11 protein-coding genes are annotated in these 20,284 nt (G+C 75.7%); 8 read left to right on the plus strand and 3 right to left on the minus strand.

Going from position 1 to position 20,284, the window contains the following annotated elements:
• Positions 1-24 precede the first annotated feature (24 nt).
• On the minus strand, positions 25-2,085 hold the full coding sequence (locus DEJ43_RS03650; protein WP_071891125.1) for a SpoIIE family protein phosphatase: 2,061 nt from the start codon (positions 2,083-2,085) through the stop codon (positions 25-27).
• A gap of 265 nt (positions 2,086-2,350) precedes the next feature.
• Between DEJ43_RS03650 and DEJ43_RS03655 the strand changes: the two genes are divergently transcribed.
• Together DEJ43_RS03655 and DEJ43_RS03660 are read left to right on the plus strand one after the other, a co-directional pair.
• Positions 2,351-4,171, plus strand: a complete 1,821-nt coding sequence (locus DEJ43_RS03655) for a hypothetical protein (protein WP_145953691.1) — start codon at positions 2,351-2,353, stop codon at positions 4,169-4,171.
• A gap of 29 nt (positions 4,172-4,200) precedes the next feature.
• Complete coding sequence (locus DEJ43_RS03660) at positions 4,201-5,970, plus strand: serine/threonine-protein kinase (RefSeq protein ID WP_069202194.1); 1,770 nt, start codon at positions 4,201-4,203, stop codon at positions 5,968-5,970.
• On the opposite strand, the gene DEJ43_RS03665 is transcribed toward DEJ43_RS03660, so the two are convergent.
• Together DEJ43_RS03665 and DEJ43_RS03670 are read right to left on the minus strand one after the other, a co-directional pair.
• On the minus strand, positions 5,952-9,149 hold the full coding sequence (locus DEJ43_RS03665; RefSeq protein WP_015031962.1) for a helix-turn-helix transcriptional regulator: 3,198 nt from the start codon (positions 9,147-9,149) through the stop codon (positions 5,952-5,954). The genes DEJ43_RS03660 and DEJ43_RS03665 overlap by 19 nt on opposite strands.
• Before the next feature lie 211 nt (positions 9,150-9,360).
• Positions 9,361-9,795: a DUF2000 domain-containing protein gene (locus DEJ43_RS03670; protein ID WP_041662057.1), complete on the minus strand. Its 435-nt coding sequence runs from the start codon at positions 9,793-9,795 to the stop codon at positions 9,361-9,363.
• Positions 9,796-9,844: 49 nt separating this feature from the next.
• Between DEJ43_RS03670 and DEJ43_RS03675 the strand changes: the two genes are divergently transcribed.
• The 6 genes from DEJ43_RS03675 to DEJ43_RS03700 all read left to right on the plus strand — a co-directional run bounded on the left by DEJ43_RS03675 (position 9,845) and on the right by DEJ43_RS03700 (position 20,266).
• Entirely contained in the window at positions 9,845-10,750 is a 906-nt protein-coding gene (locus DEJ43_RS03675) for a helix-turn-helix transcriptional regulator (protein ID WP_078508595.1), read from the plus strand.
• Between the two features lie 218 nt (positions 10,751-10,968).
• Positions 10,969-12,636, plus strand: a complete 1,668-nt coding sequence (locus DEJ43_RS03680; RefSeq protein WP_145953692.1) for an FAD-dependent monooxygenase — start codon at positions 10,969-10,971, stop codon at positions 12,634-12,636.
• Positions 12,637-12,658: 22 nt separating this feature from the next.
• On the plus strand, positions 12,659-14,179 hold the full coding sequence (locus DEJ43_RS03685) for a flavin monoamine oxidase family protein (protein WP_015031966.1): 1,521 nt from the start codon (positions 12,659-12,661) through the stop codon (positions 14,177-14,179).
• Positions 14,176-17,382, plus strand: coding sequence for a ferritin-like domain-containing protein (locus tag DEJ43_RS03690; RefSeq protein ID WP_015031967.1), 3,207 nt, complete (start codon positions 14,176-14,178; stop codon positions 17,380-17,382). The genes DEJ43_RS03685 and DEJ43_RS03690 overlap by 4 nt, the downstream gene beginning before the upstream one ends.
• Before the next feature lie 2 nt (positions 17,383-17,384).
• On the plus strand, positions 17,385-19,022 hold the full coding sequence (locus DEJ43_RS03695; protein WP_015031968.1) for an FAD-dependent monooxygenase: 1,638 nt from the start codon (positions 17,385-17,387) through the stop codon (positions 19,020-19,022).
• On the plus strand, positions 19,019-20,266 hold the full coding sequence (locus DEJ43_RS03700) for a cytochrome P450 (RefSeq protein WP_015031969.1): 1,248 nt from the start codon (positions 19,019-19,021) through the stop codon (positions 20,264-20,266). The genes DEJ43_RS03695 and DEJ43_RS03700 overlap by 4 nt, the downstream gene beginning before the upstream one ends.
• The last annotated feature ends 18 nt before the right edge of the window (positions 20,267-20,284 follow it).

Here is a 20,284-nt window from a genome sequence, read left to right on the forward strand (position 1 = left end):
ACTTCCCTTCCCGGCGGGGGTGGTTCAGCCGGTCGTACGGGCGAGGAGCATGGCCACGTCGTCCTGCGCGGGCGCCGCGAGGAGCTGTTCCAGGATCTCGTCGCACAGCACGTCCAGAGGCCGGTCCAGGGGCCGGAGCGCCCGGGCGAGCTGCCGCATCCCCTCGTCGAGGTCGCGGTCGCGGGCCTCGATGAGGCCGTCCGTGTAGAGCACGAGCAGCCCGCCCTTCGGCAGGGCGACCTCCTCCGTGCCGAAGTCGTGCGCGCCGGTGCCGAGCGGGGTTCCCGGCGGCCCGTCGAGGAAGGTGATCGTCCCGTCCGGGGTGGCCACGGCGGGCGGTGGATGGCCGGCGCGGGCGATGACCCAGCCGCCGGTGGCCGGGTCGTGGACGGCGTACAGACACGTCGCCATCGTGTCCTCGCCGAGGTCGGCGACGACGGCGTCGAGCGAGCTGAGCATCCGCGCCGGCGGGATGTCGTGGCGGGCCAGGGTCCGTACCGCCGTGCGGAGTTGGCCCATGACGGCCGCCGCGTGGATGCCGTGCCCCATCACGTCGCCGATGACGAGACCGGTCCGGCCGCCGGGCAGGGCGATGACGTCGAACCAGTCGCCGCCGACGTCGTGGGCGCTCGCGGGCAGGTACCGCCCGGTGAGCTCGAGTCCGGTCACGGCGGGCAGCGCGCTGTTGGTGAGGCTGCGCTGGAGGGTGAGCGCTGCCTCCCGCTGGGTCGTGTAGAGGCGGGCGTTGTCGATGTTGAGGGCGGCGCGGGCCACCACCTCGTCGATGAGGACGCAGTCCTGCGCGTCGAAGGGCTCGCGGGTCCGCAGCCGGGTCACCGTGACCGCGCCGAGCACCTTCCCCCTCGCGACCATGGGGACGAGCCGCGCCGAGCCGATGCGGGTGGCGAAATAGGTGCGGAGCGCCTCGGTGCGTGGGTCGGTGAAGAGGGCCGGGAGGTCGGTGGTGTAGAGGTTCGTGGGCCGTCCGTGCGCGACGACCTGTTCGTACACGGAGTCCAGCGGGATCTGGAAGGTCTGGCCCGGGGCCAGCAGGGACGTGGGCGAGGTGGGGTCCGGGAAGCGGGCGGCGAGCCGCCGGAGCACGCCGCGCGTGGAGGCGACCGGGTCGTCGGGGGCGAGGACGGCCTCCAGCATCTGGACGTCGGCCGAGTCGGCGAGCTGCGGCACCAGGAAACGTACCGTCTCCTCGGCGGTCTGCCGCAGGTCCAGGGTGGTGCCGATCCGGGCCCCGGCCTCGGCGAGCAGGGCGAAGCGGTGGCGGGCCCGCTCGACCTCGATGTGCGCCTCCTGGCTCTCGGTGATGTCGACGAGGGAGGCGATGAGACCGAGGGAGCGCCGGTCGGTCCGGTCGATGAGCGGGGCGTACGAGCAGGACCAGATGTGGTCGCGCTCGGGGTCGGCGGGGGTACGGCCGACCCGGCGGGCGTCGACGACGGCGTGCCCGCTGTCCATGACCTGCCGCATCAGGGACTCCAGGGAGGCGGCGTTGACCCCGGGCACGACCTCGGTGAGGCGGCGGCCGACGTGCTCGGCCGCCGCCACGCCGTTCATCCGGGCCAGGGCGTCGTTGACGCGCAGGAACCGCAGGTCGGGGCCGAGCAGGGCGAGACCGATCGGCGACTGGGTGAAGAGGCTCTCCATCGCCGCCAGGTTCTCCCGCATGCGCAGGACCTCGGAGGTCTCCACCGCGATGAGCATCGCCCCCGGCCGGCCCGCCGGGTCGGCGGCCGGCACGATCCACATCTCCATCGCGATCGTGTGTCCGTCGCGGTGCCGGACGGGCAGCGTGCCGACCATGGTCTCGCCCGCCTGGACCCGGAGGGTGAGCCGCTCGGCGAGTTCGCGGTTGGCGTCGGGCACGAGCAGCGGGGTGGCGAGCCGGCCGAGCACGTGCTCGGGGCGGTGCCCGAGGAGGTCCTGCGCGGCGAGGGACCACTCGACGATGTGCCCCTCGGCGTCCTCCCGCCACAGGGCGATCGGCAGCAGCTCGCGGAGCACGCCCGCGTCCCCGACGGCCGCACGGGGCGGCTGCGGAACCCTGCTCGACGACTCGTGAGTCTCCAACGCATCGACCTACGCATCGGCCCGGCCCCGGGGGGCGCATTCCCTGTCGAATCACCCTAGCCGAGGAGCCGGGGCCGGGCTCTGCGCAGTGCGGCCGATCGATGGGGCGAACTCTGGGGGGGCGGCGCGGGCGGCGGGGCCCCGGCGGGAGCGCGCCTCGGGCCTGCGGGTTTCCGTAGTTCTACGGATGTGCGGGCGGCGCGCGGCTGCCAGAGTCGGTCCGACCTCTGTGTTCACGCGTCCCCCCACCCCCGGAGCACCCCGCATGAGCAGCCGCTCCCCCGACGAGTTCCGCCTCGGTGCGCGCCCGTACGACCGTGGGTCGGGGGGTGGGGAGCGAGACGGTGGCGGTGACGGTACGGGTGGGGGTGTGGGGGCCGGTGCCGGTACGGGGGCCGGGGTCGGTGCCGGTACGGGTGGCGATGGCGCCGGTACGGGGGCCGGGGTCGGTGCCGGCATCGGTAGGGGCACTGGTCCTGAGGCTGCCGACGGCGCCGGCGCGCGCACCGGCGAGCCCGACGATCCGCACGAGCTGCTGCACCGGGCGCGGCGGCTCTCCGCCCACGGGCACCCCGGGGCGGGAAGCGCCTGGGAGCTGGCCGCCGTCGCCCTGCGGCGCGCGGGCGGCAGCCTCACCCCCGGCGACCACGCGGACGCCCTGGACGCCACGGCGCTCGACTGCCGGGGCGCGGCCGGGCCCGCCGCGGGCCCCCTCTTCTTCCGGGCCGCCGACCTGCACGAACAGGCCGGACAGCGGGGCAAGGCGCTGGTCTCACGGGCCCGGGCGCTCGTCGCGGGACCCGAGGTCGGCGCGACGGCCTGCGCCCGGCTCACGGAACTGTGCGGACGGGCCACCGCCCTCCACGCGATCGGGCAGGCGGATGCAGCCGAGACCGCCACGGTCCATCTGCTGCGCGGCCGGGCCCGCGCCGATCTGCTGGACACGGCGCCCGACCCGGCGGCCGAGGCGGACGCCCTGCGCGCGGAGCTCACCCGGCTGATCGCTTTCGCCGCGCCTTACCGGGCCGACCCCGCCGTCCTCGGCGTGCTCGCCGACACCCGCGCACTGCTCGGCCGGATCACCGCGCCCGACGACCCGGCCGCCGCGCTCGTCCACCTCAGGGCCGCGCTCGCCGAGCACCGCGCCGGAGACCTGCCCTGGCCTGCCACCCCGCACGAACTCCTCCTCGCCGCCGCCCTGCGGGCCACCGGCGCCCACGAGGAGGCCCGCGCCCTCCTGCGGGCCGCGCTCGCCGCCGGCGCGCCGGACACCCCGCTCCGGGCTGCCGACCGGGCACTTCTCTGCCTGGCCCTCGCCCGGACGGTCGAGGTGGACGGCGGGCCGGGACGAACGGCCACGGGGGCGCGGGACCCCGAGGAGGAGATGGTGGCGCTGCTCGCGGAGGCCGTCCGTCATGCCGACGGGCCCGTCGGCGACGTCCATGTCGGGGCCGTCGCCCGCCTCCGGCTCGGGGTGGCGCTCGCGGAACGCGGCCGGTACGGCGAGGCCTCCGAGCTGCTCGCCCGTGCCCTGGACGGGTTCACGGCGGAGGGCGACGCCGCCGCGCGCGTACGGGTCAGGGCCTGGCTCGCGCAGTGTGCGCTCGGCCTCGGCGAACCCGCTGGGGCGGCCCGCGAGTACGCGCTCGCGGCCGCCGAGGCCGGGCGGTGGGACGAGCGGCGGCACCGCGAGGAGCTGAGCCACCGGACCGCGTACGCGCTCGCCCTGGCCGGGTCGCCCGAACGGGCGGTGCGGGAGTGGCGGGGGCTGTCGGAGGCCGCCGGCGCGGGCGGTACGGTCGACCCCGGCGCCCCGACCGAAACCGAGACGGCCACTGCGGCCAGTTCGGCTACGGCCACGGCCACTTCAGCCACTTCGGCTACGGCCCGACCGGCGACGGAGTCGGAGTCGGAGTCCGCGGCGGGTGGGGGCTCGGGGGTGGGCGGTCCTTGGCAGGGGGTGTACGACCTCCCGGAGCCGTTCGGGCCGCCGGGGCGCTACCAGGTGAACGTGTACGGCGAAGTGGGCGGGGCATGGCCGTGGGCCACCACCGCCCCGGGGACCCGAGTACAGGGGTGCGTGTGAGCAGAGTGATCGACGGCCGCTTCGAGCTCATGGAGCGGCTGGGGGGCGGCGGGATGGGAACGGTCTGGCGCGCCCGCGACCTGGCCCTCCACCGTGACGTGGCGCTCAAGGAGGTACGCCCGCCGGACCCCGCCCTCGCCGAGCACGACGTCGAGAGCGCCCGGACCCTGCGCGAGCGCGTCCTGCGCGAGGCGCGCGCCCTCGCCCGCATCGACCACCCCAACGTGGTGACGATCCACCACATCGTGGACGCCGGCGAGGGCACGTACCCGTGGCTGGTGATGGAACTGGTCACCGGCGGGTCCCTCCAGGACCGGCTCGACCGGGGCACGATGACGCCCGCCGAGGCCGCGGGTCTCGGCCGCGAGCTGCTCTCGGCGCTGCGGGCCGCCCACGCCCGGGACATCGAGCACCGCGACGTGAAGCCGCCCAACGTCCTGCTGCGCCCCGACGGGCGCCCCGTGCTCACCGACTTCGGCATCGCGGCGATCCGCGAGTCCACCGTCCTCACGGCCTCCGGCTCCATCATCGGGTCCCCGGACTACATGGCGCCCGAGCGGATCCGCGGCGGCGGTGGCAGCGGTCCGGCCGCCGACCTGTGGTCGCTCGGCATGGTGCTGTACGTGGCGGTGGAGGGCCACCATCCGCTGCGCCGGGAGAACACCCTCGCGACGCTGGCGGCCGTCCTCTCCGACGACGTCCCGCCGCCGCGGCGGGCGGGCGCGCTGACCGGCGTCCTGACCGCGCTGCTCGTCCGTGACCCCGCGGCCCGCCCGACGGCGGAGGAACTCGACCGCGCGCTCGCGTCCGTCGCCGGGCCGGACGCGGGTGCGCGTACGGATGCCGTGCGGGACGGGGCGCCGGGTGTGACGGGAGCGGCGGGCCCGGGCGTCGTGGCCGATGCCGGGGGCGGGGACGACGGCGAGGCGACGTCCTTCCGGCTGGCGCCTCCTTCGGGGGCGGCGGCCGCCCCAGCTCCGACACCGCCTGCGGGTGCCCCGGTTTCGACGGCACCGACGGGTCCGGCGGGTCCGGCGGCGCACGGGGCGGTTCCTGGCGCGGGTTCCGGCGCGTTTGCGGCGACCGCGCCCTCGGTCGGCGCCCCGTCCTCCCGTCCCGGCGAGAGGCGCCGGCGGAGCCGTACCGCTCGGTTCCTCGGTTCCGCCGTCGTGGTGGTGCTCGCCGTCGGCATTCCGGTCGCCGCCATGAACTGGGACTGGCGGCCGGGCGATCCGGGCGGCGGCGCGAGCAGCGCTCCCCCGTCCCAGCAGGGACCGGTCGCCCAGCGGCCCAAGGTGACGACCGCCCCCGTCACGACGCCGCCGTCGAAGGACGGGGACCCGGTGCGGCGCGATCTGCTGACGCCCGACGGGGTGCGGGCCGCCGTCGCCGCCATCAAGGCGGCCTCGGGCGGGGACAAGGTGACCAGCTTCGTCGTGTACCCGGACTACGCGGTCGCCGAAGCCGTCGTCAAGGGCAGCAGCAAGCTGTACGACCGCTACATCTACCGGGGCAAGGACGTCGCCGAACGCCAGGGATCCGGCACCGCCTTCCCCGGTGCGGTCCCGGCCGATCTGGACGACTTCGACTGGGACGCCGTACCGGCCCTCATGAAACGGGCGGAGAAGGAGCTGGGTGTCGACAAGCCGACCAGTCGCTACCTCGTCCTCACCCCCGCCTCCACGATCTTCGGGACCAAGGCGGGCATGAGCGTCTACCTGTCCGACACGTACGGCTCCGCCTACCTCAGCGCGGACCAGAAGGGCCGGGTGACGGCGACCTACCCCCGCGAGAAGTAACCCCCACCGACGCCTCCACCGACTCCACCGACGCCTCCGCCGATCCCGACGCCGCCGACGCCGTCCCTGACCACGCCGTCCCTGACCACGAGGGAGGCGAGTCCGGCCCGGGTCTCCACACCCGTCTTGCGGTAGACCCGGGCGACATGGCTCTCGACCGTGCGCGGGCTCAGGCAGAGCCGTTCGGCCACGGCCTGGTTGGTGAGCCCTTCGGCGACCAGGACCGAGATCTCGCGTTCCCGTGGGGTGAGGACGGCGAGCCGCCCTCCGGCCACGCCCCCTTCAGGGGCGGGCCGGGTGCCGGGCCAGGTGTGGTCGGCCACGTCGGCGAGGAGACGGGCGCCGCCGTCGGCGGCCAGCCGGCGGCCTCTGCGCCACAGCGCGGCGGCCGCGGTGCCGTCTCCCGCCGCTCGTACGTACGGCGCGGCGAGGAGCAGACTGTGGGCCTCGCGGACGGTGGCACCGGAGCGGGCGCTCTCCCGCACCGCCTCGGTCAACGCCTCCGCCGCGGCGACCGGTTCGCCGCGGCGCGCGAGAACCTGCCCCCAGGCCCGCAGCGCGGCGGCACGCTGGGCGGGCAGCCCGAGCGGTTCCGCCTCCGCGAGCGCCCGCCGGGCGACCCGCTCGGCCTCCGCGAGGTCGCCGGTGGCCAGCGCCGCTCCGGCGAGGAGTTCGAGGTAGCCGGGGCGCAGTGACGGCTGGAGCCGGGACAGGTTCCGGTCGCCGCCCGCCCGCACGAGCACCTCCCGCACCCGGTGGGGGTCCTCGCCGAGCGGAACGCAGTAGCCGAGCAGGCAGCGGGCCTGGGTGGCCCACCAGCCTTCGGCGGTGCCCACGGTGGCGGCGGCCTCCTCGGCGGCGGCGAGTGCCTCCGGGTCGCCGAGCGGACGGGCGTGCAGCAGGACCACGGCGCGGATCGCCCCGCTGAAGCCGACGAGTTCGGCGCCGCCGAGGGTGCGGGCGACGGCGAGGGACTCGTCGGCCAGGTCGAGCGCGGCGCCGACCCTGCCGGTCAGGAAGTGCACGTACGCCGAGCAGAGGAGGAGCTGCGAGAGCGCGAAGGGGCGTCCGGCGCGCCGGGCCATCGCGATGCCCCGGGTGGCGTGGCGCTCGGCGGTGCCGTACTGCTCCAGGAAGACCTCGGTCCAGCTGAGTCGTACCAACGACTCGGCGTGATCGGCAAGTTCGCCGTCGGTGAAGGTGCCGGTGAGGGCGGCCGCCTCCGCCGCGTGGACGCGGGCGGCCGTGGTCTCCCCCTCGTACGCCTCCCCGAGCGCGGCGAGGGTCAGGACCTCCGCCGCGCCCGCGTCGTCGCCCCGCCGGCGGGCCTCGGCGAGGGTGTCGGCGAGGACGGGCCTGACCTCGGGATACCGGGCGGCGAACAGGGCCCGGCAGCCCCATTCGACGACCAGCCAGGTCCGCAGGTCGGGGCGGGGGCCGGGGGTGCGCTCCAGTTCCCTGCGGAGCAGCGCGTCGGCCTCGGGGTAACGGCCGAGGTGGCGCTCCATGAACGCGCAGAGGAGGACGGCCGAGGTACGCGTCTCGTCCGTGCCGTCGGTGTCGCCGGTGGCATCGGTGGCGTCGGTGTCGCAGGCGTCGATGAGGTGGTGGAGCAGGTCGCGGCTCTCCGCCACGCGGCCGGCCGACCCGAGGGCCCGAGCCCGGCGGAGCGTCAGATCACGCCAGGTGGCGCGGTGTTCGGCGGTGTCGGGGAGGAGGCCGAGGACGGCCGCGAGCCAGTCGGCGGCGCGCCCGGGGTCGGCCGCTCCGATCCGCTCGGCGGCCTCGGTCAGTTCGGCGCCGACGACCGGGTCCCAGGCGGTCGCGGCACGCACGAGGTGCGGCGCCCGCTCGGTGACGGGCGCCCCGGCCCGCGCGAGGGCGTCGGCGGCGCGCCGGTGCAGCTCCCGCCTGCGCCACGGGGCGAGGGTGCCTCGGAGGAGTTCCGCGAGCGCCGGGTGGCGCAGCACGAGGACCCGTCCGTCCTCGCCGCCCCGGACGAGGTCACGACGGCTCAGCTCGCCCAGGGCCGCGTCGAAGGCGGCCTCGTTGGCGGGGTGGGCGACCGCGGCAAGCAGTGCGGTGGTGGCGCGGCCGTCGAGGACGGCGAGGGAGTCGACGACCGCCCGTTCCAGGGGGCGGAGGGGGGACAGTTCGGCGAGGAGCACGGCGACCGGCCCGGCGCCCGGGGCCTCCTCCCGGTGCGTACGGGCATGGGCGAGGGCCCGGTGGTAGAGCGGGTTGCCGAGGCCGAGGGCGTGGACCTCGCCGGCCTGCCGCCGCGTCAGCCCGGGGGTGAGTCCTTCGGCGCACTCCTCCGGAGTCAGCGGTCCGAGGGCGAGCCGGGTGAGAGCTCCGGCGTCGGCGGCGCGGGCGAGGACCGAGGCGAGCGCGGGTGGGGTCTGGCGCTCGCGGCGGGCGAGCACCAGCAGGACGGGGGCGCGGAGGGGGTGCCTGAGGAGGTGGTCGACGAGCGCGACGGAGGCGGGGTCGGCCCCGTGGAAGTCGTCGAGCACAATCACGAGCCCGCGCGCGGCGACGGCGGTCCGGCCCTGGTCGGCCGCCGCCACCTCGTGCTCCCGCTCGGACGCGGGCCCCGCCACTTCGGGCTCCCGCTTCGGCGCGGACCCCGCCACCTCGGGATCCCGCTCCGGCGCGGGCGCAGGCCCCGCGAACCGTCCCAGCGCCGCCGCGACGCGGCGGATCTGGTCGTCGTCCCGGTGCGCGCCGGGGCGACGGGAGGTCCGGGTCGCTTCGGAGGTCGCGCGGTCGTGGTGCGGTTCGGGTTCGCTACCCGGGTCGGTGGCCCACGGGCCGCCGCCCGCGCCCGCCTCCTCCGCCCGCTCGGCCAGCTCCGGGAAGAGGGTGCGATCGCCGGGGTCCAGGTCGGCGAAGGCGTCGGTGAAGGGGTGGAAGGACGGGCCCGGATGCGGGTCGGGAGGGGTCGCGCGGCCGCGCAGGACGGTGACTCCGGCCCGCCGCGCCCGGTTCGCGAACTCGGTGAGGAGCCGGGTCTTTCCGATGCCCGGCTCGCCGGTCACGTCCACGGCCACCGGTCCGCCCGCTCCCCCGGCCCCGGTCCCGCGCCCGCGCAGCAGCGCGTCGAGCCGGGCGAGTTCCCCGGCCCGTCCGGCGAGGGGCGCACGGTCGGCGCACCCCGGATCCGCGGAAGTGTCCACCTGCAGTCCCCCTCGCGTGGTCCGTGGCCGCCCGTACGGCACGTCGCTCGGTCGTACTCTCGCGCACCAACAGTTGTACGGCACGCCACCGACAACGGCGCCGTCCGGTCGAGACGGCCTTGAACGCGCGGGTCCGGAAACCTGAGACGGGCTTCAGGGCGCCAGGTGCCGCACCGTGACGGCGGCGCCGCGTCACCCCCCGGCGTACCCCTCAGGGATGCATCCGGGCGCCCTTCAGTACCTTGTCGACCGCGTTGCGCGGGCCGTACACGGCGAGGCCCGCGAGGTCCAGGCCGTCGCGTCCCACGGCTCGTACGGCGGCGCGGTTGTCGCGGTCGTTGCCGGTGGTGAAGAGGTCGGTGGTGAAGACCGCCCTCGGCAGGGCGCGGGTGAGGGCGCGGGCGTGCGCCGCCGTCAGCGTCTCCTTCGAGCCCTCGAAGACGAGGACGGGCTGGCGGAACATCGGCAGGTAGGGGGTGCCGTCGGCGTCGGCGTACGGTTCGCCGATCACCTCGGGCAGGTCCGTGCCGAGGCCGCTGACCAGGAACGCGGTCACGTTCAGGCGCTGCCAGGTCTCCAGGTCGTCCCGCAGGAGTACGGCGATCTTGGTGTCGAACCGCACGGGGGCGGCGTCGGTGGTGGTCATGCCCTGAGACTGCCGATCACCCCACGGGAGCGTCTTGTACATTCCTTGCATGGTGGCCCGGCAGGAGGTTTCGGCGTGGCGCCCGCACGTCCCCGGGGTCGTCGAGGTGTTCCACGCGCACTTCACCGAGCACGCCTATCCGATGCACGTGCACGACGTGTGGACCCTGCTCATCGTGGACGACGGCGCCGTCCGTTACGACCTGAACCGGCGGGAGCACGGCACTCCGGGCGACACGGTGTCCCTGCTGCCGCCGCAAGTGCCGCACAACGGCTCTCCCGCCACCCCGCAGGGCTTCCGCAAGCGGGTCCTCTACCTTGACCTGACCCAGCTGGACGAGAGTTTCATCGGCGCGGCGGTGGACGGACCCGACCTGGTCGATCCGCTGCTCCGCCGCCGCGTCGGACAGCTGCACGCCGCGCTCGCGGACCCGGGCGGCGCCCTGGAGGCGCAGAGCCGCCTCGCCCTCGTACGGGAACGGCTGCGGACCCATCTGCGGCCCGGGGCGGTCACGGACGCCCGGTCGGCCGGTCCCGGGGTGGCCCACCGGCTGCGCGAGCTCCTCGACGCGCGGCTGCTCGACGGCGTGACCCTGGACGAGGCCGCGGGGCTCCTGCACGCCCATCCCGCGCATCTGGTACGGGCGTTCAGCCGGACCTTCGGCATCGCCCCGCACCAGTACCTCACGGCCCGCCGGCTCGAACGGGCCCGCGGGCTGCTGCTCGACGGGCACCCGGCCGGGGAGGTCGCGGTGGCGACGGGCTTCTACGACCAGTCGCATCTGAGCCGCTCGTTCAAGCGGCTCGTGGGCACGACTCCCGGGCGTTTCGCGCGGGGCGGCGGGGGCACGGAGGCGTCCGTGTCGAGTACTGGCCACTTCGGTGGCGTCAGGAACTCTCCGGCGGACCTCCGCGAGCGTTTCGAGGGGCTCCGGCAGTCCGGCTCCCGGGGCTGATTTCGCATCGCAGCGTGATGATCCGGCCAAAGGTGGTCACTCTCAGTGCCCAGGTCGACCGAATCCCGCCGTCGTCACTCAAACGGACCAGATGATGCACAGGTAGTCATCTTCCCTGGTCGTCGTGATCCCCGCGCCCCGCCGCACGCCCTGTTGAAGGTGATCTTCCGCCCGCACGCTGAATACCGGGAACGTCGACGACGAAGCGGGTGACACGGGTGGGGACAGGAAGTGGCACGGACGGGCACGGCGACGGTGACGTGGACGTGTGTGTGGTCGGGGCGGGCCCGGTCGGGCTGACGCTGGCGATCGGGCTGCGCCGGCTCGCGCTGCGGGTCCGGATCGTCGACAAGGCCCCCGCGACCAAGCACGAGGCCCGGGCCCTGGTGCTCTGGGCGCGGGCCCGGGAGGCGCTCGACGCCCTGGGGGTCGGCGAGACGCTCCGGCGCCACGGCGTCGAGCTGGACGTGGTGACCATCCACGCCCGCGGCCGCGCCCTCGGCGAACTCACCACCGGCTGGGCGCGTTCGGCCCACGCCCGTCCGCTCAACATCGAGCAGCACGACATCGAGCGGCTGCTCTGCGAGGAGCTGGCCCGGCTCGGCACCCACGTCGAGTGGAACACCGAGGTGACGGACGTCAAGGTGCACGACGACCGGGCCGAGTTCACCCTGCGGCACGAGGACGGCTCCGTCGAGTCCGCCGCGGCGCCGTGGATCGTCGGCTGCGAGGGCACCGCGAGCGTGGTCAGGGACCGGCTCGGCATCCCCTTCGAGGGGCGCCGGAGGACCGGGCTCCAGGTCGTCCAGGGCAACGCCCGCCCCACCTGGTCACTGGGCCACGAGCCGGGCCGGGGACACATCTTCCTTGCCCCGCACCGCTCGCTGCTCGTGTTCCCGCTGCCGGGCGGCGGCTACCGCTTCTTCTGCTTCCGGGACGACCCCGATCCCTCGCTGGCCGCCGCCCCCACCCTCGGCGAACTGCGGGACCTGGTCGCGGACACCGCCCGGATGCCGGAACTGCGCCTCGGCCCCACCGAGGTGCCCTGGCTGAACCGCGCACGGTTCAGCGACCGGGTCGCGGCCCGGCTCCGCTGCGGGCGCGGGCTGCTCGCCGGCGACGCGGCCCACGCCTGGGCGCCGGTCGGCGGACACGGCATGAACGTCGGCATCCTCGGCGCCCACAACCTCGCCTGGAAGCTCGCCGCCGTGCACCACGGGCACGCGCGCGAGGAGCTCCTCGACACCTACAGCGACGAGCAACGGCTGCTCGCCGTGCGGTACATCCGCGAGATGCGGTTCAACTTCATGGAGCTGCCGCTGCCCCCACTGGGCTATCGGGCGTTCACGGCCACCGTGCCCGCCGCGCTCGCCCGGCGGGGCTTCCAGCGCCGCCTCGACCTGCGGCTGAGCGACCTCGGCCGGAGCCACGCGGGCGGCGCGCTCTCCTGGCACCGCCCGGGCCGACGCCACCGTACCGGGCCCCGCGCGGGTGACCGGATGCCCGACGTCACCGTCACCACCTGCCCCGTGGATCCCACGGACCCGGCGCCGACCCGGCTGCACACCCTCCTCGGGTACGAGCGGTGGACCCTGGTCCTGCACGCCGCCCGCGCCCACCCCGGGGTCCTCGACCGGCTCCGGGAGGCCTGCGCCACATTCCCCGCCCCGGTCCGCGTCCTGGCCGTGACCCCCTGGGACGGCGCCGAGGCCGCCCGCCTCGGGCACCCCGACGACCTGCGCCTGGTGCGGCCCGACGGATACGTGGGCCTGGTCGCCCCGCTCGCCCGTACCGCCCTGCTCCGTGACTACCTGGCGGTGCTCGCCGCCGACGGCCCCGGGGCCGTACGGGAGTCCCGGCCGATCCGCCCACACCGTGCGCACTGAACCGATCGGGAGTCGGACCGTCATGCAGACCACCACCGTCATGCAGTCCCGCCCCGTGCCGCGCGCCCGGCGGCGGACCCGCGCCAACAGCACGGTCAGCGTCGTGGGCGCCGGGATGGCCGGCCTGGTCGCCGCCTACGAGCTGGAGCGGCTCGGCTTCCGCGTCGAGGTCATCGAAGGCAGTCGCAGGCTGGGGGGCCGCGTCCACACGCACCGCTTCGGCGCTGCCGAGGGCGCGCCGTTCGTGGAGCTGGGCGCCATGCGCATCCCCACCGGACACCACCGGACGATGCACTACGTGGAGCACCTGGGCCTCGCCGACCAGGTGCGCCCGTTCACCACCCTGCTGTCCGAGGAGAACGCCTTCCTGGCGACCAGCACGGGGCACGTACGGCTCCGGGACGCGCCCCGCGCCCTGATCGCCGACGTCCGTGCCTCGCTGCCGGGTGCGCCGTACCGCGAGGAGACCGTCGTGTTCGGGGCGTGGCTCGCGGCGGTGGTCGACGCCGTCGCGCCGCCGGGGCTGCGCACCGGGCTCCGCGCCGACCTCGCCCGTAACCTGCTCGATCTGGTCGAGGAGGTCGACCTCTCTCCGCACCTCCTCGGCCACGCCAAGGACCGGATCGACGTGCACGGTCTGTTCGCCGCGCACCCGGGGATCCGGGCCGGGTGCGGCGACCGGCTGAACAGCTTCCTCGACGACATCCTCACCGAGACGAGTCCCGAACTGGTGCGGCTCGCCTGCGGCATGGACCAGCTGGCGCAGCGGCTCGCGGCCCGGATCCGGGGGCCGATCTGGCTGGGCCAGCGGGTGTCGGGCTTCGAGGTGGCTCCCGACCACGTCCTCGTACGGCTCGGGGGCGGCCCGTCGCCGGCCGTGCGGCGCTGCGACTACGTGCTGTGCACGGTGCCGTTCTCCGTGCTGCGGAGTCTGACGCTCACCGGTTTCGACGACGACAAGCTCGCGGTGGTGCGGGAGGTGGACTACTGCCCGGCGACGAAGGTCGCCGTCCACGTCCGCGAGCCGTTCTGGGAGCGCGAGGGCATCCGTGGCGGCGCGTCGTTCAGCGGGGGCCGCATCCGGCAGACCTACTACCCGCCCTCCGAGGCCGAGGGGACCACGGATCCCTCGCTGGGCGCGGCGCTGCTCGCGAGCTACACGATCGGCGAGGACGCGGAGCACCTCGGCGCCATGCCGCCCGCGCAGCGGCACCGGACGGTGGTGGAGGAACTAGGGCGGATGCACCCGCAGTTGCTGCGCCGGGGGATGGTGCGGGGCGTGGCGAGTCTCGCCTGGGGCGGGCATCCGTGGACGGCGGGCGGGTGCACGATCCGGTGGGGGCAGGACGCGGCGGCGTGCGAGGAGCAGCGGCGGCGGGCGGTGCGGCCGCAGCACCGGATGTTCTTCGCCGGGGAGCACTGCGCGAGCGAACCGGCGTGGATCGAGGGCGCGGTGGAGTCGGCGCTCGAAGCGGTGACGCTGATCGCCCGGCACGCGCCGGGCCGTGGCGTCGTGGAGCCGGCCGGACTGGAGGCGGCGTGAGCGTCTTCGATCTGCCCCGGCTGTACTTCGGGGGAACGGCCGTGACGCGGCTTCCCACGGGGCCGCGCGGCGGCCTGGTGGACCTGGCGGGCAACACGGCCCTCAGGGGCGCCTCCCCCGGCCCCGGACAGTCCGGGCGCGTGGCCCCCTTCGGGGTGGACGGGCCCGCCGGGGAGTACCACGAGCACCTCGCCGCGCACGGCGCGCGCGGCGAGCACTTCTCCGGGAACGGCCACTTCCTCTTCGACGCCCGGGTGACCGGTGTGCAGCGGGTCGACGGGTCCGCCGTGGACACGGCGGACCCGGTGGTGGGCCGGGCCGTCGACCTGTGGGGGCACTACAACCCCTATCTGGGGACGACGGTGAACCGGGCCCGGGTCTTCGACGTCGACCCCGCGTCCGCGTGGACGACGACGGTGATGGGCGGGCAGTTCGCCTTCGGGCGGGAGGGACGTTCGCACGACGCCGGGTATCTGTGCGTGGGGGACGTGACCGGTTTCATGCCGCCCCGGTGGCACGGCTTCACGCCGGTGTGCCGGACGCTGCACCAGTTCGCGATCGAGGCCGGGGAGGCCCTGGAGTGGCCGGCCGGTTCGGCGGACTCCCCCGCCGTGCGGGCCCTGCGGGCGGCCGCCGAGGTCCGGGAGGGCGGCGGTCTGCTCGTCCAGTTCACCCTGGAGCGGCGGGTCACGGAGGGGGAGCCGGCCGCGCCGGACGCCCCCGGCGTGTGGCAGCTGCGGGGCACGGTCGCGCCCTGGCACCCTGACGAGCCGCGCACCCATCCGGCGGGCCGGCTCCTCGTCCCGCACGGGCGGATCGGTGACGCGCGCGGGAACCCGTGCACCGTTCGGGTCTCCCCCGCCGGCGTGTCCTTCAATTGGCCCTTCACAGAAGGGAACCGGCCCCCGGACGCGGGGCGGGAGCCCGGTGTCGTGGAGCTGCGGACCGCCCGCTCGGACCTGCTGGTCGCCGTCCTGCCCGACGGCGTGCCCGACGGCCCGTCCGGGGGCGGGACGGTGGTCTCCGTGCCGGCGGACTCGCCCGAGGCGGTGAGCCGGGCCGAGCAGGAGGGCCTGGTCCTGGTGCGGGCGGCGCACGGCACCGGGGCGGCCACGGTGCTGCTGCGGGAACGGGAGACCGTCGTGCTGACCGACGAGGCCTGTCTGATCCTGGAGCACCCGGACGCCGAGCGGGGCGACGAGCACGCGGTCGAGGTCCCGGTGCGGACCTTCCTGCGGGGCCGCCCCGCGCCGCTCGACACCGTCGTCGTCCGCCAGTACCCCAATCCGCGTGCCCTGCCGCTGGATCCGGTCGCCTCGGCGCCGGAGGCCCGCTGCGGGGACGTGGAGGTGGTACGGCTCCGGGCGGGCCGGACCGCCGGGGAGAAGCCCGTGACGGACGGGACGGGGACGGCGGGGGCCTCCTGCCGGCTGGCCACGGACGGGCGCGGGCGCGGCTGGTTCACCGTCTCCGGGGCCCGGGCGGGAACGGCCCGTTTGCTCCTCGCCGCGCGGCCGGAGGAAGTGCCGCCCACCGATCCGGCGGCCCCCGGCTCGGCCGAGGCCTGCTACGACCACGCCGACGCCCTGGACTTCTGGCCGTGGGCCGGCTCGGCGGCCGTCCGGGTGCTGCCCGACGACTGGGCGCTGGACGCCGTCCTCCAGCAGGACGTGACCTTCGAGCTGCTGCACCGCGAGGTGTTCGCGTACTACGAGCAGCTGTTCCCGTTCATGCGGGACGAGGTGTTCAGCCTGGAGGACCGCTGCAAGGTCGACACGTACGCGAAGCTCATCTGGCAGATGTGCGATCCGGCGAACAAGGACAGGACGTACTACATGCCGCCGACCCGCGACCTGTCGCTGCCGAAGGCGCGGCTGCTCCTCAAGTACCTGCGTGCGCGGAGCGCGGCGACGGCCGTGCCACCGGCCGCCGTCCCCTCACCGGTCCGGTCGCAGCCCAGGATCACCACGCGGGCGCAGCTGCGGTCGGCGTTGTGGCAGGCGGTGGCGGTGGAGCTGGCCTCCTCGCTCCAGTACCTCTACGCCGGCTACTCGGTGCCCACCCACGGCACGGGCTTCGAGTACGTGCGCAGCGGGGTGTGGACACCGCGCCAGCTCCGGCTCGCCTGCGGGGACGGCGGCGAGACCCTGGCCAAGGGCGTCCGGGACAGCCTCTTCGACGTGGCCCGCGAGGAGATGATGCACTTCCTCGTCGTCAACAACATCCTGATGGCGATGGGAGAGTCCTTCCACGTCCCGGAGATCGACTTCGGGACGCCGGGCCGGCTGCCGCTGCCGCTGGACTTCGCCCTGGAGCCGCTGCACCTGGGAAGCCTCCAGCGGTTCATCGCCATCGAGCGGCCCGAGCGGCTCGCGGGCGGCACGGGCGGCGGGGACGGGCCCACCCCGTTCGGATCGCCGAGCGAGCTGTACGCGGGCATCCGGGAGGGCCTGACCCGGGTCCCCGACCTGTTCATGGTCGACCGGGGCCGGGGCGGCGGCGAGCACCACCTGTTCATCGGCGGCGCGGTCAACGCCGTCCATCCGGACTACCAGCTGGAGGTGGACGACCTGTCGAGCGCGCTGTTCGCCGTGGACTTCGTGACCGAGCAGGGCGAGGGCGGCGTCCTCGACATCGAGAAGGACGGCTCGGATTCCCACCACGACACCTTCGTCCGGCTCGCGGAACTGCTGATGACGGAGCGGGCCGACGGGCCGCACGGGGAGGGGACGCCGTGGCAGCCCGCGTACCCCTCGCTGCGCAATCCGACGCTCGACCCCGGGCATCCGGGCCGGGCGGCGGTGAGCGATCCGCACGCACGCCAGGTGATGCGGCTGTTCAACCGCTGCTACTTCATGATGCTCCAGCTGATCGTCCAGCACTTCGGCGAGAGCCCCGACGCGAGCCTGCGCCGCTCGAAGCTGATGAACGCCGCGATCGACGTGATGACGGGGATGATGCGGCCGCTCGCCGAGCAGCTGATGCCCATGGAGTCGGGGTGGCGGGGCCGCACCGCGGGCCCCTCCTTCGAACTGGAGGAACCTCCGGCGTACATCGCGCGACCCGATGTGGCCCGGCGCGGGTTCGCGATGCGCTTCCGGCACCTCGCGGCGATGGCCCGGGAGTGCGAGGGCGTGCCGGAGCACGTGCCGGAACTGATGGCCTGGTACGCGGAGCGCTTCGCGCAGGAAGGGGGCAGGTGACCATGGAGACCGAGGTGCTGATCGTGGGCGGCGGGCCGGTCGGGCTCGCGCTCGCGCTCGATCTGGCCCACCGGGGTGTGGACTTCGTGCTCGCGGAGGCCGGGGACGGGCGGGTCACCCACCCCAAGGTGTCGACGATCGGCCCGCGCGCGATGGAGGCCTTCCGGCGCTGGGGGGTCGCGGACGCCATCCGGGGTGCGGGCTGGCCGGCCGACCACACCCTGGACGTGGCCTGGGTGACCGCCGTCGGCGGGCACGAGCTGCACCGGGTGCCGCTCGGGACGGCCGGTGGGCGGCCGCCGCTCCCGTACACGCCGGAACCCGAGGCGGTCTGCCCGCAGCACTGGCTGGCGCCGCTGCTCACCGAGCGCGTCGGCGTCCATCCGGCGGGTCCGGTGCGTCTGGGCACCCGGCTCCTCGGGTTCACCCGGCTCCCGGACCGGGTGAGCGCCGGGCTGGTGGACGGGGCGGGGGTACGGACGACGGTGCACGCCCGCTATCTGGTGGGCTGCGACGGGGTGTCGTCGCGGGTGCGGAAGGCCTGCGGCATCGACGCGCCCGAGCGGCACCGGACCCGCGTCCTGCGCAACATCCTGTTCCGGGCGCCCGAGCTCGCGGAGCGCCTCGGTCCGCGCGCCGCCCTGGTCCACTTCGTGACCGAACCGGGCGGGCTCCGCTACCCCCTGCGGGCCATCGACGGCCGGGGCCTGTACCGGCTGACGTGTCCGGCCGGGCCCGCCGAAGCGGCGAAGTCCGTACGGCGGGCCGTGGCGCCGGACGTGCCGTTCGAGGTGCTGTCGGACACGACCTGGCACCTGACCCACCGGGTGGCCTCGCGCTACCGCGCCGGGCGGGTCCTCCTCGCCGGGGACGCGGCGCACACGCTGTCGCCCTCGGGCGGGTTCGGGCTCGCGACGGGAGTGGGGGACGCGGCGGACCTGGGGTGGAAGCTGGCCGCGGAGCTCGCGGGCTGGGCCGGACCCGGCCTCCTCGACTCCTATGAGAGCGAGCGGCGGCCGGTGGCCCTGCGGAGCCTGGAGGAGAGCCACCGCAATCTGCGCCGCACCCTCGACCGGCGGCTCTCCGGGGCGCTGTGCGACCCGACACCCGAGGGGGAGCGGGCGCGGGCCGCGCTCTCGCGGGAGATCGCGGAGTCGGACCCGGGCCGCGAATTCGACGCGCCCGACGCGCACTTCGCCCACCGGTACGCGTCGCCGGTCGTCGCGCCGGTCGCCGCGGACGAGAAGGCCGCGGAGCCGGGCCCGCCCGAGGGGCCCCGGGCCGAGCCGGCATGGAACCGGTCGGCAGTGCCGGGCGCCCGGGCCCCGCACGCGTGGCTGGCACCCGGGCGGTCGACCCTCGACCTCTTCGGCGGGGAGTTCGTGCTGCTCCGCGTCGGCGCCCGCGCCCCGCTGACGGACGGACTCGTACGGGCCTTCGGCGACCGCCGGGTGCCCCTGCGGGTGGAGCACTGCGACACCCCCGAGGTGACCCGGCGCTACGACCGCCCCCTGGTCCTCGTCCGCCCGGACGGCCACGTGGCCTGGCGGGGCCACACCGCACCGCCCGACCCGACGCGGCTGGCGGACCTGGTCCGCGGGGCGGGCGCGACGGCGACCGGGTCGGGGGACGCGGGATGAACGGGGCGGGCGGGGTGGGGGTGTTCGATCCGGTGGGGCTCGACCTGGCCGACCCGTACCCGGTCTACCGGCGGTACCGGGAGGCCGGTTCGGTGCATCCGGGGCGGCCGACCGACCGGGCAGGGCCGACCACCTGGTACGTCTTCGGGTACGCGGAGGTCGCGCGGGTCCTCACGGACCGGGGCTTCGGCCGGGCGTCGCCGTCGGCGGCGAGCGCGGCGCCGATCCCCGAGGGATACGGGACGCTGCGCCGGATCGTCGAGAACTGGCTCGTCTTCCTGGACCCGCCCCGGCACACGCGGCTGCGCGCCCAGGTGGCCCCGCCGCTGAGCGCTCCGGCCGTACGGGCCTTGCGTCCCCGCGTACGGGAGATCGCGGAGGAACTCGTACGGCCCCTCGCGCGGCGGCCCGTGGTCGAACTGGTCGAGGGCTTCGCCGCCCCGTTCCCGCTGCTGGTCGTGGCGGGGCTGCTCGGGGTCGACCCCGGTCGGTGGCCGTGGTTCCGGGAGGAGGCGCTCGCCCTCCAGCGGTCCGGCGGGACCAGGGGCGACCGGTCGCCGGCCGCGCTCGCACGGGCCGACCGCGCGGCGGCGCACCTTGACGCGTACTTCCGGGCGGAGCTGGCGGCGCGCCGCTCGGAGGACCGGGGGGACCTGCTCTCGGCGCTGGCGGCGGCCGGCGCCGAGGACCCCTCGCTGGGGACGACCGCGCTGACGTCGACCTGCGTCCACCTCCTGACGGCCGGGCACGAGACGACGACGGGCCTGCTGGGCAAGGCGGTGCTCGCGCTGCTGGCGCGGCCGGAGGTGGCGGAGGAACTGCGCGCGGACCCGGGCCTGTTGCCGAACGCCGTGGACGAGTTCCTGCGCCACGACCCACCCGTGCAGATGGTCACGCGGTGGGCGCGGCGGGACGCGGAGCTCGCCGGCCGAGCGGTCCGCCGGGGCGACCGGGTCCAGCTGGTGCTGGGTTCGGCCCACCGCGACCCGGCCCGCTTCCCGGACCCCGACCGGCTGGACATCCGCCGGGACACCGGCCGGCACTGCGCGTTCGGTCTGGGCATCCACTACTGCGTGGGGGCGGCGCTGGCACGCGCGGAGGCGGAGATCGGCCTGGGGCTCCTGCTGGAACGGCTGCCGGCGCTCCGGACCGGCGCCCGTCCACGGGTGGAGGTGGAGTACGCCCCGGACTGGGTGTTCCACGGCCCGTCCCGCCTGACGCTGACCTCGCGGGAGCGTCCCTGACCCCCTGCTCGGGGAGGA

The sequence above is a fragment of the Streptomyces venezuelae ATCC 10712 genome (assembly GCF_008639165.1).
Classification (GTDB): Bacteria; Actinomycetota; Actinomycetes; order Streptomycetales; family Streptomycetaceae; genus Streptomyces; species Streptomyces venezuelae.